General features: G+C 34.6%; 14 protein-coding genes. 1 reads left to right on the top strand and 13 read right to left on the bottom strand.

The genetic code is table 11. The features are described 5' to 3' along the window. Window positions 1–112 precede the first annotated feature (112 nt). From fliY to ACSVC9_RS09540, 13 genes are all read right to left on the bottom strand, one after another. Complete coding sequence (gene fliY / locus ACSVC9_RS09480) at window positions 113–1,363, bottom strand: flagellar motor switch phosphatase FliY (RefSeq protein ID WP_446897250.1); 1,251 nt, start codon at window positions 1,361–1,363, stop codon at window positions 113–115. Further along, window positions 1,356–2,351 carry a flagellar motor switch protein FliM gene (fliM, locus tag ACSVC9_RS09485; protein WP_446897251.1) on the bottom strand — a complete coding sequence of 332 codons (996 nt, stop codon included), beginning with the start codon at window positions 2,349–2,351 and terminating at the stop codon, window positions 1,356–1,358. Before fliM ends, fliY begins: the two co-directional genes overlap by 8 nt. 26 nt (window positions 2,352–2,377) lie before the next feature. Further along, window positions 2,378–2,788 (bottom strand): chemotaxis protein CheW, encoded by a 411-nt coding sequence (locus ACSVC9_RS09490; protein ID WP_446897252.1) that lies wholly within the window; start codon window positions 2,786–2,788, stop codon window positions 2,378–2,380. Between the two features lie 54 nt (window positions 2,789–2,842). Further along, window positions 2,843–3,202 carry a response regulator gene (locus ACSVC9_RS09495; protein ID WP_446897253.1) on the bottom strand — a complete coding sequence of 120 codons (360 nt, stop codon included), beginning with the start codon at window positions 3,200–3,202 and terminating at the stop codon, window positions 2,843–2,845. 42 nt (window positions 3,203–3,244) lie between these two features. Beyond that, entirely contained in the window at window positions 3,245–3,844 is a 600-nt protein-coding gene (locus tag ACSVC9_RS09500; RefSeq protein ID WP_446897254.1) for a chemotaxis protein CheC, read from the bottom strand. Between the two features lie 15 nt (window positions 3,845–3,859). After that, complete coding sequence (locus tag ACSVC9_RS09505; RefSeq protein WP_446897255.1) at window positions 3,860–5,890, bottom strand: chemotaxis protein CheW; 2,031 nt, start codon at window positions 5,888–5,890, stop codon at window positions 3,860–3,862. A gap of 12 nt (window positions 5,891–5,902) precedes the next feature. Further along, entirely contained in the window at window positions 5,903–6,670 is a 768-nt protein-coding gene (locus tag ACSVC9_RS09510) for a CheR family methyltransferase (protein ID WP_446899837.1), read from the bottom strand. A gap of 2 nt (window positions 6,671–6,672) precedes the next feature. Continuing rightward, on the bottom strand, window positions 6,673–7,776 hold the full coding sequence (locus tag ACSVC9_RS09515; protein ID WP_446897256.1) for a protein-glutamate methylesterase/protein-glutamine glutaminase: 1,104 nt from the start codon (window positions 7,774–7,776) through the stop codon (window positions 6,673–6,675). A gap of 32 nt (window positions 7,777–7,808) precedes the next feature. Further along, complete coding sequence (locus tag ACSVC9_RS09520; RefSeq protein ID WP_446897257.1) at window positions 7,809–8,297, bottom strand: chemotaxis protein CheD; 489 nt, start codon at window positions 8,295–8,297, stop codon at window positions 7,809–7,811. Between the two features lie 21 nt (window positions 8,298–8,318). Continuing rightward, on the bottom strand, window positions 8,319–8,768 hold the full coding sequence (locus tag ACSVC9_RS09525) for a chemotaxis protein CheW (protein ID WP_446897258.1): 450 nt from the start codon (window positions 8,766–8,768) through the stop codon (window positions 8,319–8,321). 31 nt (window positions 8,769–8,799) lie between these two features. Next, the gene (locus ACSVC9_RS09530; protein ID WP_446897259.1) at window positions 8,800–10,752 is read right to left on the bottom strand and encodes a flagellar assembly protein A; all 1,953 of its coding nucleotides are present in this window, start codon (window positions 10,750–10,752) and stop codon (window positions 8,800–8,802) included. Between the two features lie 22 nt (window positions 10,753–10,774). Continuing rightward, window positions 10,775–11,596 carry an aminotransferase class IV gene (locus ACSVC9_RS09535; RefSeq protein ID WP_446897260.1) on the bottom strand — a complete coding sequence of 274 codons (822 nt, stop codon included), beginning with the start codon at window positions 11,594–11,596 and terminating at the stop codon, window positions 10,775–10,777. A 311-nt stretch (window positions 11,597–11,907) separates the two neighbouring features. Beyond that, complete coding sequence (locus ACSVC9_RS09540) at window positions 11,908–13,215, bottom strand: transposase (RefSeq protein WP_446897050.1); 1,308 nt, start codon at window positions 13,213–13,215, stop codon at window positions 11,908–11,910. Window positions 13,216–13,398: 183 nt separating this feature from the next. Between ACSVC9_RS09540 and ACSVC9_RS09545 the strand changes: the two genes are divergently transcribed. After that, window positions 13,399–14,043: an HAD-IB family hydrolase gene (locus tag ACSVC9_RS09545; RefSeq protein WP_446897261.1), complete on the top strand. Its 645-nt coding sequence runs from the start codon at window positions 13,399–13,401 to the stop codon at window positions 14,041–14,043. Window positions 14,044–14,057 lie beyond the last annotated feature (14 nt).

Raw genomic sequence — 14,057 nt, forward strand, 5'->3', positions numbered from 1 at the left:
TAGCTGTTGATATTAGTATTATCGATTAAATAATTTCAACATTTATACCTGCAATTAAAAAACAGTATATTTAGAATTCATTTCTAAATATACTGTAATTCAAATATAATTATCAATTAATATCCGCTCCAAGAGATCTTATTTTATCTTCATCACTCACTATACCTGTTATTCTCACCCCAAAATTTTCATCTATTACAACTACTTCTCCATAGGCTACTCTCTTGCCGTTTACCAGTATCTCCACCGGTTCTTCAGCTAGTTTGTCAAGTTCTATAAGTGATCCGGTTCCCATATTCAGTATATCTTTTACCTTTTTTCTCGTTCTCCCAAGCACTACTGAAATCTGAAGTGGTACATCCATTATAAGATCTATATTTTTAGGCACGACCTCTGTGTCACTACTATTCGAAAGAGGCTGGAAAGCTGCCTGATGAACATCTACCGGATTTGAATTCTGCTCTCTACCCCGGGAAGGTGTTTCTATAGGTTTTTCATATATAGTTTCCTGCTTTGGCTGTAACTGTGGCGACGGCTGTTCAACCGCCTGTTTTATTGTAGCCGATGGTTTTTCAGTTTCCGGTTTTTTAGCTTCCGGTTTTTCACTGGATGCTGCACTCTCTGCCTTTCCCTGTGAATTTTCTTCCTGTCCCATCATTATGGAAACTATCTTCTTTGCAGTTTTAATCGGAAGTATCTGCATTATATGGCTGTCTACCAGTTCACCTATCTTCAATGAAAAGGACACCCTTACAATTGTTTCCTTATCAGATATGGATTCTGAAAGAGGTTCTGTCATATCCGTCCATATTCTTGATACGGGAGGTGATATATTTACTTCCCTCATAAACATTGTAGCCATTGAAGTTGCAGCAGAACCTATCATCTGGTTCATTGCCTCGGATACGGCACTTTCCTGAATTTCGGAGAGTTTTTTACGGTTCTCCTCCTCCAGTTTTCCATCTCCACCCATCATGAAATCTGCAATTACAGCAGCATCTCCCACTTCCATTACGAGCAGATTTTCTCCTACTATACCACTTGTATATTTAACCTCAAGTGCTATATTAGGTACTTTGAACTCACTTTTCAAATTTTCAAGATTTGTTACCGTAACTACAGGAGTAGTTATATTCACCGGTTGATTTATTATAGTAGAAAGTGCTGTGGAGGCTGAACCCATAGATATATTTCCAATTTCTCCAAGTAAATCCTTCTCCACATCCGACAGCTGTGGGACTTCATTGTCATTTTCTTTTTTATCTTCCTGCGGATTCCCTTTGTCTTCCCCTCCATTTAGGAGTGCATCTATTTCTTCCTGGGAAAGAAATCCGTTACCTCCATTATCATTCCCGTTACTCATAATCTTCCACATCCTTATCTATTATATCTAGTATCTCAACGCCCATGTTCTTACCAATAGTACCGGGCTTCCCATGATAATATACCTTATCTTCCACCATCAACTTTACAGGGCTCTTGGTCTTTTCATTTAATGTAATAACGTCACCTACACGCAAGTTTAAGAATTCTCTTATAGTAATGTCTGCGGTTCCAAGAACGCAGGAGAGCTTCATGTCAACTATATTCAGCCTATTTCTCAGCTTCTGACGTGATTCACTGAGTACAGCTTCATCACTGTCCTGAAACCAGTATTGTACTACCAATTTATCCAGTACCTTCTCTATACTCAGATATGGTATGCATATATTGATAAATGTAGTACTTCCTCCCATCTCCACCGAGAAAGTTATAAGCGCTACGGGATCATTAGGTGCCAACGTCTGGTTCAATGCAGGATTTGTCTCAATTCCCTCTACTTCTGTTTCTACTTCTATTACATCTTCCCATGCAAGTTTTAAATTTGATATAAGTCCGGCATTTACAACATTTATGATATTTTTGTCTATGTCCGTAAATTCTCTAGCCTTGAATTTTCCAACCCCATTTCCTCCGAGGAGCAGATCTATTACCTCAAATACAAATTGAGGATTTATTTCAAATAATACCGATCCACTCAAAGGCGGCATCTTGAATATGGTCAAAATAGTCGGGTTTGGTACCGAATGAATAAATTCTTCATAAGTAATCTGCTGTACAGATTCTACCTTTACTTTTACATTACTCCTTACCTGGGCGGTCAAATAGTTAGAAATTATCCTGGCATAGTTATCATGGATAAGCTCAAGAGTCCTTATATGCTCCTTTGAAAACTTCTGGGGACTTCTAAAATCATAAGGTTTTATCTTTTGCTTTTCCTCTTCTTTAGGTACTTCATCTGGAGTAAGTTCTCCAGCAGATAAGGCAGCTAAAAGGGCGTCTATCTCACTTTGTGATAATACATCTGCCATTATTTTCCCTCATTTCCTGTGAAATTCTAATTTGAAAAAAGCTTGTCAATATTAATTAGTGTAACTACTCTGTCTTTAAAATTTATGATTCCATCTATGTATGCCTTTTTATTTTCATCAGCTACTTTTTCAATCATACTTTCTTCTAAATCCAACACTTCATCTACCTGATCCACAACTATGCCGACCAATTCTTCTTCCATTTCAAGTATTATTATACTTTCTTCACTTTCTTTACTGTTTTCCTGTTTGGGAACATCCATTAGAAGATTTATGTCCAGAATGGATATAACATTTCCCCTCAAATTTATTATTCCTTTTATATGGGCAGGTGCCCTTGGCACTTTTGTTATTTTCATAGAATCATTTATGCTCTGAACTTTTGAAGTTTCTACGGCAAACTGCTCGTTGTTCAATTTAAATATAACTACTTGCATATACTATACCTCCACATACAGCATCGTACTTTCAAATTCATGAATCAAGTGCCATCAACCAAGTACCTTGTTTATTGCTTCAAGCACCCTATCAGGTTGAAATGGCTTTACTATAAAATCTCTCGCTCCTGCTTTTATAGCATCCATGACCATGGTCTGCTGACCCATGGCAGAACACATTATGATTTTTGCCTTCGGATCCATTTTCTTTATTTCCTTTACGGCTTCAATTCCATCCATATCCGGCATGGTTATATCCATTGTAACCACATCCGGTGATTCTTTTTTAAAGAGTTCTACAGCTTTAATGCCATTGTTTGCCTCTCCTACAATCTCAAAGCCGTTTTTCTCCAGTATATCTTTAATCATCATCCTCATAAAAGCTGCGTCATCTACAATTAATACTTTTGCCATTTTTTTCCCTCCAAAATTATTTACTACTTAACTAATATATTATCATCCTATTCCCAGGCTTCCAAGTATCTTTTCAAGTGAACCCGGCATAGGTATATAATAAAAATGTCCATTTATCTCTGAATTATCTTCTATAAATAGAGTTTCTATATCAAGAACATGCTCTTCAAATTGTCCTGCTTCTATAAAAGTGGTGGACAGTATTGCCCCCAACATATCATAGGTAACCGCTGGAACAGAAGGTGTTATGAAAAGTCCCGTGAATTTGGCTATTGCATTCATGTATGAACTTGATATTATGTTTCCTATTTCACATATGGCAGAATTTCCTATTTCTGTGAGTTCCTCATTTTTTTCTCCGGTTAGCTTGTATATCATATTAAGAGCTGTTTTCTTTTCAAATATAAACAGTATATTTCCCGGAGTGTCGCCGAGGATTCTAACCAGTGTACCCACAACAGGCTCATCTTCAGCTACATTTTTAAATATGTTGTTAAAAGGTACTATATTTATAGATGGCACTGTCATATCCACTTTTTTGTTCAATAATTGCGAAAGTGCTGTGGCAGCATTTCCTGTTCCTATATTTCCTACTTCTCTTAAAGCATCTATCTGCAGCGGGGTAAGATTATCATAGCTCATACAATTATACCCTCCCTAAACAAGAGCTGCAACATCCAATATAAGTGTTACAAGCCCATCACCAAGTATTGTAGCTCCAATATATTCCTTCATGGATTTAAGTGTCTTGCCAAGCGGCTTTATAACTATCTCTTTTTGTCCGAAAAGTGAATCCACCATAAGTCCCGCCGTTCTCTCACCAACTTTTACTATTACTATATAATTTTTGCTTTCCTTTGATTTTTTCAATCCCAATCTTCCATTCAATCTTATAAAAGGTATTACATTTTCATTGTAAATTATGATTTCCCTATTATTGGACATCTTTATGAGATCATCACTGTAGTCTATAACTCTGTCTACATATCCCAGAGAAATTGCCATGGTTTCATCTCCAACCTTTACAAGAAGTGCCTGTATTATCTGTAATGTAAGTGGGAGCCTTATTATAAAGGAGGAACCTTTTCCTTCTTCACTTATAAGATCGACCGTACCATTTAAGGAAGATATTTTGTTCTTTACAACATCCATACCGACTCCTCTTCCAGATATGTCGGTTACTTCCTTGTTTGTGCTGAATCCCTGCATGAATATGAGATTCCTGATGTCATTTTCTGACATTCCATTGGTGTTTATACCTATACTTTCAGCTTTTTCCCTTACCTTTTCAACATTTATACCTGCTCCATCATCTTCAACTTTTATAACTGCCTGGGTTCCTTCCTGATATGCAATAAGCCTTACCTGTCCCACAGGATTCTTTCCTGATTTAAGTCTTTCTTCCTTGGATTCAATTCCGTGGTCAGCTGCATTTCTTATAAGATGTATGAGAGGTTCCCCTATTTCATCTATTACAGTTCTGTCAAGCTCTGTATCGGCTCCCTGTATTACTAGCTCCATTTCCTTGTCAAGTTCCACGGAAAGATCCCTTATGAGTCTCGGGAATCTGCTAAATACGGTGTCAAGCGGCAGCATTCTTATTTTCATGACCAAATCCTGCAGATCAGATGTAGTTCTGGCAACCTGCTCAAGTGTTTCATTCAATTCTACGGATTTATAGTTACTGCTTATCTGTTCAAGCCTTGTCCTGTGTATTACAAGTTCAGATACCATGTTCATGAATTTATCGAGTCTTTCAAGATCGACTCTCACCGACTGATGAACTCTTTTGTGAGGTTTTTGACTTTTAGGCTTTCCCGCATCAGCAGGTTTTGGCTTTACAGTTTTTGGCGGAGAAGCTTTTTTACTTTCCTCTTTTATTTTGTTTTCCTTCTCGGCTTCTATATCTACACTCTGAACTTCCACACTCTCTACTTCTGATATTCCCACAAGAATTTTATTTATCTCATCTAGTGTCTTTGTAGACAATATTACTATATCTATCTCCAGGTCAAAATTTTCATTTTCCAGATCCTCTGTACCGGGAACTGATTTTATTATTTCCCCAACTTCTTCCAGGCTCTTGAATATGAGAAATGCTCTTGCAGCCTTCAGGAGGGTATTTTCACTCAATTTTACTCTTATCTGGTAGGCATCATATCCCTTGTCCTTCGCCTGTTTTATAACATTTATATCATACTCGTTCAATTTTACTATTGGAGTATGTCCCTCGCCTTTAGGTACTTCCTTCTCCTTAACTGACTTCTGGTCAGCAGCTTTTTCAGAAACTTGACCTGCATCTGTCCGGCTGCCATCAGCTATCTTTTCAAGTTCTTCCATAATTCCCTCAATTGGAGTCTCATCATCAATTCCGTCTTCTATGTTCTTCAACATCTGCTCGAGGGTATCAAGGCATTTAAACAAAGTCGTAACTACATTTTGAGTTACCTTGAGTTCACCTTCTCTAAATTCAGACAATACATCTTCCATCTTATGTGTGAGCTCTGCCATCTTGTTGAATCCCATAGTGGCAGCCATTCCCTTTATAGTATGCGCAACCCTAAAAATTTCATTTACCTTATCTATGTTGTCAGGTTCCTGTTCAAGTTGAAGGAGTGACTCATTCAAAGTCTGCAAATTATCCATTCCTTCCTCCAGAAACATAGACATGTACTGCGATGTGTCCATTTGATTCCCTCCTTATAGCTTCCTATATATAAAGGTAGAGGCCTTTTCGAAACCATATTCTTTATAATTATATATGCTTTCAGTGGCTCCGACAAATAATAATCCTCCTTTTTTTAAAGATTGACTAAATTTTTCATAAATTTTATCCTTTATATCCTGATTAAAATATATTACTACATTCCTACATATTATGAGATCAAAGTCCTTTTCATATCTATCCAGTATAAGGTCATGTTTTCTAAAAACGACCATATTTTTTATACTGTCTTTTATGATATATTTATCGTCATTTTTTATAAAATATTTATCTAAATATTCTTTTTTAACATTTTTTACTTCCTGCTGAAGATATTCTCCTCTTTTTGCCTTTGAAATTATTGTATTATCTATATCAGTGGCAATTATGGTATGTCTCGTCCGTGGAGACAATTCTTTTAGATATATGGCCACAGAATAGGGTTCTGCACCTATTGAACAGGCTGCACTCCATATCTTTATGGAGTTATTGTTTTTTATAAGTTCATTTTTTAATTTAGATTTCAATTCTTCAAATATCTCGGGATTTCTAAAAAATTCCGATACATTTATAGTAATAAAATCCAAAAATCGCTGCCTCTGCGGCTCATCCTTCTTCAATAAATTTATGTACTCTTCTATACTTTCCGCTCCCACCCTGGACATAAGACTGTTTATTCTCCTGTGCAGCTGATTGGGCTTATAAGCTGACAAATTTATACCAAACTCCCTTAAAACCCATTGCTTGAAATACTCCATATCCATAATCATAAAGTCTGCCTCCTAATTGATACTAATTTTACCAGTTTGTCAGCTATTTCATTCAGCTTCAAAACCATATCAACTTTTCCTGTAGAATAAGCTGCTTTTGGCATTCCATAAATGATACAGGTTGACTCATCTTCAGATATGGTTATTCCTCCATTATCTTTTATTACAGAAGTTCCTTCTGCTCCATCCTTTCCCATACCGGTCAGAACTACGCTTATTAAATTCTTTCCGTATACCTTTGAAGCTGATATAAAAAGTTTATCCACCGCAGGTCTTACACCCCATATGGCAGGTTCTTTATTCAGGTGTATTTTTCTGTCCTGCCCTATCTCCATATGAAATCCACCTGGCGCTATATATATGGTATCCGGTATTATATTAATGTTATCTGAAGCCTCCACCACTTTTTGATATGAATTTGAGTCCAGTCTCTCTGAAAATGCCTTTGTAAATCCTACCGGCATGTGCTGCACTACAAATGTAGGTATTCCAAGATTTTTCGGAAGTTTTGTTATAACAGAGTAGAGTGCTTTTGGTCCTCCTGTGGAAGCACCAATTACAATAGCTTCTATGTTTCTCTTTACCTCAGATTTATAACTATTTGCTGTGTTGCTAGATATACTTTTCTTTTCTTTTATATTTTGAATTTTTAAATCAGACTGATTTTGTGAAGCATCTGAAGATATATGGTAGGACAATTTTATCCTTTTAATTAACTCATCCTTGACTTTATCTATATCAAGAGAAATGTTTCCAGAAGGTTTCGGAAGAAAATCCAGAGCACCTGCATCAAGACATTCCATGGTGAGTTTTGTTCCCTCTTTTGAAATACTGCTGAGCACTATTGTAGGTATATTTATATTTCTCCTGTGCATTTCCTTCAATGCAGTTATACCATCCATTTTTGGCATTTCTACATCCAGTGTTATTATATCCGGCATATTTACTCCGGAATATTTCTTGGATAATTTATCCAGTAGATCTTCTCCATTTCTTGCTGTCCCTATAGTTTCCATGTCGGATTCTTCACCTATCATATCTGAAATAATTCTTCTCATTAACGCTGAATCATCTACCACTAAAACTTTTATCTTTTTCAAGTCACTATCACTCCACTAATATAAAATATATATTACAATTCCCTGATACCCAATCCTACAGTACGTATTTTTACAATTCCACTGGAAGTATCAAATATCATTGTCCTGCCTTTATTTCCACCAAGGTCCTCTGCCAGTATAGGAATAGAGTACTTTTCCAGAGCAACTTTCACCGATTTTCCATTTCTATTGCCTATATCCATTACCATACTCTTGTCAGAAAAATTAAACATTGAGGCTCCTCCTGCTATTTTGGCCTCTAGATTCCTCTTTTTCACACCCAGTTTCTCCAATTTTTCTATGAGCATTGGAATAGCCAAATCTGCAAATTTCATAGGATTTTTTACAGCGCTGAATTGCGTGCTATCCGGGAGCATTATATGTGCCAACCCGCCTATGGACTTAGCCCTGTCATACATAGCTATTCCTATGCATGAGCCTAGACCGATAGTCATAATCACATCAGGAGAAGATGCAGTATTCATATCTGCAATTCCAACTTTTATCTCTTTTATACCCATAATATTTGCACCTTCCAATTATTATTGTATGAGCTGCTTTTCTTCCTCAGTTAATATCGTTGAAAAATTCAAAAATATTATTATTCTTTCATCTATTTTTATAAGCCCCTTTACATATCTTTTGGATATACCCGATACAATGTCAGGAGGGACTTCTATAGTTGATGGATCTATATCTCTTACTTCTGAAACAACGTCCACCACAATACCTATTTTATTTTCATCCTGCTTGGTTACAATAATCTTGGAATCCTTTTTGTTTTCACTATCTTCCAATCCAAATTTTTTTGTCAGCGATACAACAGGAAGTATATTTCCGGAGTAATTTATGACTCCTTCTACAAAATCCGGTGAATCAGGGATTTTAGTAGTTTCTTCATAACCCAATATTCTCTCCACTTCCATTATATCTGTAGCATAGAATTCTCCATTTATGCTAAATATTAATACTTTTAATTCTTTTTCATCCATTTTATAAACCTCCTCATTGTATAAATAAAATTTATAGTACAAATTTATCTACTACTATATTCCCATCTTTAAGGTAGGCATGTACATTTTTACTTGGGGAATCCAAAACAAGCTCCCTTACACCTACCTTAAAGACGGTATTATGATAAGCGATATCAGCCCATATATTTCCTTGATCTTCAACTTCAATCCTAGTTGTAACTCCTGCCACGCTCCCTACAATTCTACACTTTATTTCATTTTTTGCCTTTAAATAGCCTCCTCTTGCGACTGACCTTTCCTTAAGGAATTCAATTGAGCCATTGGCAGTAATATTGGAAATGTATTCACCTCTGCTTGTTATAATTACATCACCGGAACTCTCTATGCTGGAATCCTGGCAATATGCTATGACTACCTTTACCGGCAGTTTAAGTGTATTTTTTAATTCTTCTATTTTTGAATCTGCACAATCCGCTATTTCATTTAATTCCGTACAGCTTTCTATATTTACAGGTGCAATTCCCATAAGCTTTGACCTTATAAGTCTTACAAGATCATCTTCCTCGTGATTTTCGGACTCTGATTGGAAATTCAAATCTGAAATCAAGTTTATGCATAATCTCACTACATTCTTGAATTTGTTCTCCAAAAGTATTTTTATAATTTCACCATCTTTTTTTTCCTGACCAAATAAATTGTACATCTTTATCTCATTAACAGCAGTTACAAGATCTCTCATATTATTGCTGAAATCTTTCAAATGCTCCAAAGACTTTATCTTCTTTACATCTTCACCACCGCCGCATATCTTTGAAGCGACTATACTGCCTCTTACAACTATATTTCCTCTTGCACTCAAAACGGATCTCTCCACATCCTTGTCTATGACAAGATTGTTGCCACATTCTATTCCCATACCTTCCTTTATGCTTCCGTGAACAGTTATATCTCCCATAAAGCATATATTTCCCGTTTTCAAATCCACGTCATTATTCAGCTCATGAACTTGATATACATAAAAAACATTTCCCTTTCTGGAAGGTTTGCCATCAATTGCGGCCACCACAGTACAATCATCCTTCATACTACATCCCGCACCAGCTTTTATACTGATCTTATTCCCATTTTTACACTTTATTGTCTTTCCTGTAATATCCGATCCATTTTCGCCTTTCTTTCCGCTGTGACATACAGCTACAACTTCACCCTTCTTCATGGCATTCACAAGACCTATGCTTTTGAAATCTACATTTCCAACCTTGTCCTCTTTGAAAGATGAAGATACCTCAAATTTAGTTTCTATATAGTCATCTTCACCATCTACGGCTTTTTTCCCCTGTGCTATTACTATCCTTTTGTTTCCGCCTTCTATAACCTCTTTTAAATTTTCTTCTATTATACCATAAATTATATTATTTTTTGAAAGTTCTTCCTTTACATCCTTTTGCGTATATTTTGGCGGATCTGTTTTCTGTACTATATTCGAATGAAGTGTAAGCTTTTCTCTCTCCTTTTCATCCTTCAAGCCATATATAATCCTTGGACTGTAGATGACTTCCGCATATGCCTCCATTTTATCATCTGATGTATATATATTAAGCTGTCTTTGAGGTTCATTTTCTTCAAAAACCACTTCTATTTTATTTCCGACAAATACCTCTGCCTGATTTTTTATTTCAGTTCCGTCCACAACGAGTGTCATATTTTCCCCTTTTCTTATAACTGCAGGACTCCCACCATCTTTAGGATCCTTTACAATTATATTTCCACCTTCAACTTTTACAGTTCCATTATTTTCACTTGTTGTTTCAGACATATCTTCGGATGATTTTGAGTTAGCAATTGCCTCATCAATTTCCACTTCTATTATTACCTTTTTCTTAAAAAAGCCCCTTTTGTTTTCCAGAACTGTATACTTTAGCTCTTCCTTTTTTATATTCAATTGGCTGAGTGCATCGTTAATACAATTTTCCAGTGAACTCCCATGAAATACCTTTTTCATAATTTTCTCTCCCCTATAAATATCATAATTTAAAACTTTTTATATCATCATGTACCTGTTTATCATATGCCCTCATTATCTGAGCAACAATTCTATTTTCCGAAGAAGAAAATTTTAAGTCATCTATTGATTTTACAGGAAGCACTTTTGGAGAGGTTCCTGATATAAAAACAGCATCAAATTTATCTATATCTTTGTAGCTTACTTTTTTTTCTATTGTATCAATTCCCATCTTAATGGATACTTCCATTACGACCTGTCTTGTAGTACCGGGCAAAACCTGTTCCAGCGGAGCAGTTATCAATTTCCTGTCTTTTACAAAAAACACATTTGATCTGCTTCCCTCTGTTATATTTCCATTTCTATCCACAAGTATAGCCTCAAATACACCTCTCTCTTTTATTCGAATGTCTATCTGTTTTCTAAAGTCCAGGTTGATAATTTTTGCATTTGGATTCTCTCTTTCTCCAAAAAATAAAATTGTATCCACTCCCGTTTTATATTCTTCTATACTAGGATAATAATATTTGATAAAATACAGCAGAAAATTATTCTCATAATTATAATTAAATACGAGCTTCATATTTCCCCGAATACAATTATTTACATTTATAAGCTTAAGTATTCTTTCCTTTATATCTTCCATGGAAATCCATAATTTTAAATCAGATACCCTAGCGGAATTTTCCAAGCGATGAAGATGCTTTTTTAAAAATAGAGGTTTACCATCTACAATACGTATTACCTCATATAATGATTTACCTTCTGTCACATATATATCCTTAAATTCCTTACAATCCTTAATTTTATCATTCAGCAAAAAAAACTTACAGTTATTTTCCAACAATATCACCTCTGCATTATTTTGTCATAAAGACATTTGCATATTCATCCTATTATATTCTATCATTATCACCGCTATAATTTCCACATAATCAAAATTTTATGTTATAATTAACACAATACAGTTAACGATTAACAATATAGACATGAACATAACTAAAAAATTAAATACAAGAAAAAGGAAATATTATTGATTGAAGAATAAAAATTACAGCTTTTTATGAAAAATATACTTTACAATTAATTACAATATAAAAATTGGCAGAGTATCCCTAGGGTAAAAGTTGATGCTAAAAAATAATAGGTTTTAAATTAAGCTATTCTTTTTAATCCCGATAGGGATCTGGTTTTATCAGAGTTACCAGATTTTATAGCTGCTATCGCAGTTGTCAGAAGGCATATATGTCCTACAGTATTTAAGTTTGATACAGAATTTATATTTCTGACATAAGCTCTTTCGTTATTAAGCTTTTTCCATCTGGAATTATATCTTTCAGATTCTGTCCTCAGGCTGTAGATGGTTTTAAAAAATTTAGACTCATGATTAATTGAAGCCCTGTAGTCAGTACCTTTGCTGATATAACGGATACATCCTCTGTTTTTCCTGCCATTGAAATATTTTTCATGTTTGCAGGGACACAGTGAATCATCTTTAGATTTTTTAAATGGGCAGCAAAATTTTTGCTTGATGTATGAATCAAAATACTGTCGTCCATCTTTATGCATGGCTAGACCGCCTTGACAAATAATGTTGCCAGTGGAAGTTAATTTAGGATTTTTTTTCCCTCTTTTGTTAATGGCAATAAAGGCAAGACCTTTCAAGTTGTTTTTTATAAAATTATGATTTAACTTTGAATCATAGCCTTTATCTGCGACAACATAACTTCCATTAAGTGAAAACCAGCTATTTGTACCTGAAAGAAATTTAGTCAAGGTAGAAATTTCATTGATATCAGCAGTACTTGTATATTCATCTATAGGGAGTCCGGATATTGCATCACAGATAACGTGGTTTTTATAACCCCAGTAAAATTCATATTTCTTACTTGATTTATTGGAGTTATCATTGATTTTAACGTTCATGGAATTATTTGCAGTATGTACTCCAAGTTTACAATCTTTATCAGACTTTGGATTATTCTTCTTTGAAAATTTGTTTGATGCGAAGCATTTAGGGTTATTAAGTTTAGTGTTTGCTTTAACTGGAGTTGTATCAACAGATATAAAGTTGTTGTCTATAAAGCCAAGTTTCTTGAGAGTATTTACCTGATGTTTCATAATTTCTTTCAAACAAGAGTTTTCGATATTCTTTATGAACCTTTGAAAGGTCCTGTATGAAGGAAGTGGTTTAAGAATGTCAAAGCCACAAAGTTGTGCAATGATTAAATTATTTTCTAAAAAATCTTTAAGATCAGTAATTTGAGCAAACTTCTCACATTTCATGACTATAAAAGCTCTGAAAAGAGCGTGTCTTGAGAAACCGACAGGTCCGTATTTGGAAGGAACCCTATCGGGTAATGAAGATAAATTAATATTTTCAAAAATATCTGTGTAGAAGTTTATTGTGTTTTGTGAAGTGAAAAGCTCAATTATATTAAAGATTTCTTGACGTTGGTACATAGAGATTTCCTCCTTTTAGTGTTTTTATTATGTGATATTTTAAAAATTCGACAAAAGTTGAGGAAATCCTATGATATAAATTTTAGTGATAGAAAAAAATAGCCCTTATCGGGCTAGAGAAATGAGTGCCTTAGAGTTATGCTCAAGGCTATTAACAATACATAATTGAGGTGGAGATTTATTTTGGAAAGGTTTGCAATATTTGACGTAGATTTTACTATAACTAAAAGGGAGACACTTCTGGAATTCTATCTGTTCATGATAAAAAAGCATCCTATTTTAATACTACATGTTCCTATATCATTAATATCCTCAATTTTATTTATAACAGGGTTTATGAATACAAAAAGAACCAAAGAAATCTTCATAGGCTTTATAAATGGAATCGATGAGAAAGAAATGAATTCACTTGTAAATGAATTCTATAATAAAAGGCTCAGCAAAATATTTTATGAAGATGCTATTTCTGAAATGCGCAAATTGAAATCAAGAGGGTTTAAAATTTATCTGATTTCTGCTTCGGCAGAATTCTATTTAAATACATTGTATAATATAAAAGAAGTTGACAAGATAATAGGAACAAAATTTTTAAAATCCAATGGAAGATATTCAAACAAAATAGTGGGAAAAAATTGTAAAGGTGACGAAAAAGTTCGCAGACTTAAAAATTACCTTCAGGCACACAATATAGAAGTGGATTTTGAAAATTCCTATATGTTTTCGGATTCCCTTTCAGATCTTCCCCTGTTAAAGCTTGTGGGAAATCCATATCTCATAAATTTCAGACATAAAGACACAAAGGGAATAAAAGTACTCCAGTGGAAATAGTTAATATACATAAA

The sequence above is a fragment of the Clostridium sp. LBM24168 genome (genome assembly GCF_052953915.1).

Excerpts from the sequence above, each read along its gene's own strand:
- ACSVC9_RS09495 (WP_446897253.1), bottom strand. The coding sequence starts at position 3,202 with ATGGCAAAAGTATTAATTGTAGATGACGCAGCTTTTATGAGGATGATG.
- ACSVC9_RS09510 (WP_446899837.1), bottom strand. The coding sequence starts at position 6,670 with ATGGATATGGAGTATTTCAAGCAATGGGTTTTAAGGGAGTTTGGTATA.
- fliY (WP_446897250.1), bottom strand. The coding sequence starts at position 1,363 with ATGAGTAACGGGAATGATAATGGAGGTAACGGATTTCTTTCCCAGGAA.
- ACSVC9_RS09540 (WP_446897050.1), bottom strand. The coding sequence starts at position 13,215 with ATGTACCAACGTCAAGAAATCTTTAATATAATTGAGCTTTTCACTTCA.
- fliM (WP_446897251.1), bottom strand. The coding sequence starts at position 2,351 with ATGGCAGATGTATTATCACAAAGTGAGATAGACGCCCTTTTAGCTGCC.
- ACSVC9_RS09505 (WP_446897255.1), bottom strand. The coding sequence starts at position 5,890 with ATGGACACATCGCAGTACATGTCTATGTTTCTGGAGGAAGGAATGGAT.
- ACSVC9_RS09520 (WP_446897257.1), bottom strand. The coding sequence starts at position 8,297 with ATGGGTATAAAAGAGATAAAAGTTGGAATTGCAGATATGAATACTGCA.
- ACSVC9_RS09530 (WP_446897259.1), bottom strand. The coding sequence starts at position 10,752 with ATGAAAAAGGTATTTCATGGGAGTTCACTGGAAAATTGTATTAACGAT.
- ACSVC9_RS09500 (WP_446897254.1), bottom strand. The coding sequence starts at position 3,844 with ATGAGCTATGATAATCTTACCCCGCTGCAGATAGATGCTTTAAGAGAA.
- ACSVC9_RS09525 (WP_446897258.1), bottom strand. The coding sequence starts at position 8,768 with ATGGATGAAAAAGAATTAAAAGTATTAATATTTAGCATAAATGGAGAA.
- ACSVC9_RS09490 (WP_446897252.1), bottom strand. The coding sequence starts at position 2,788 with ATGCAAGTAGTTATATTTAAATTGAACAACGAGCAGTTTGCCGTAGAA.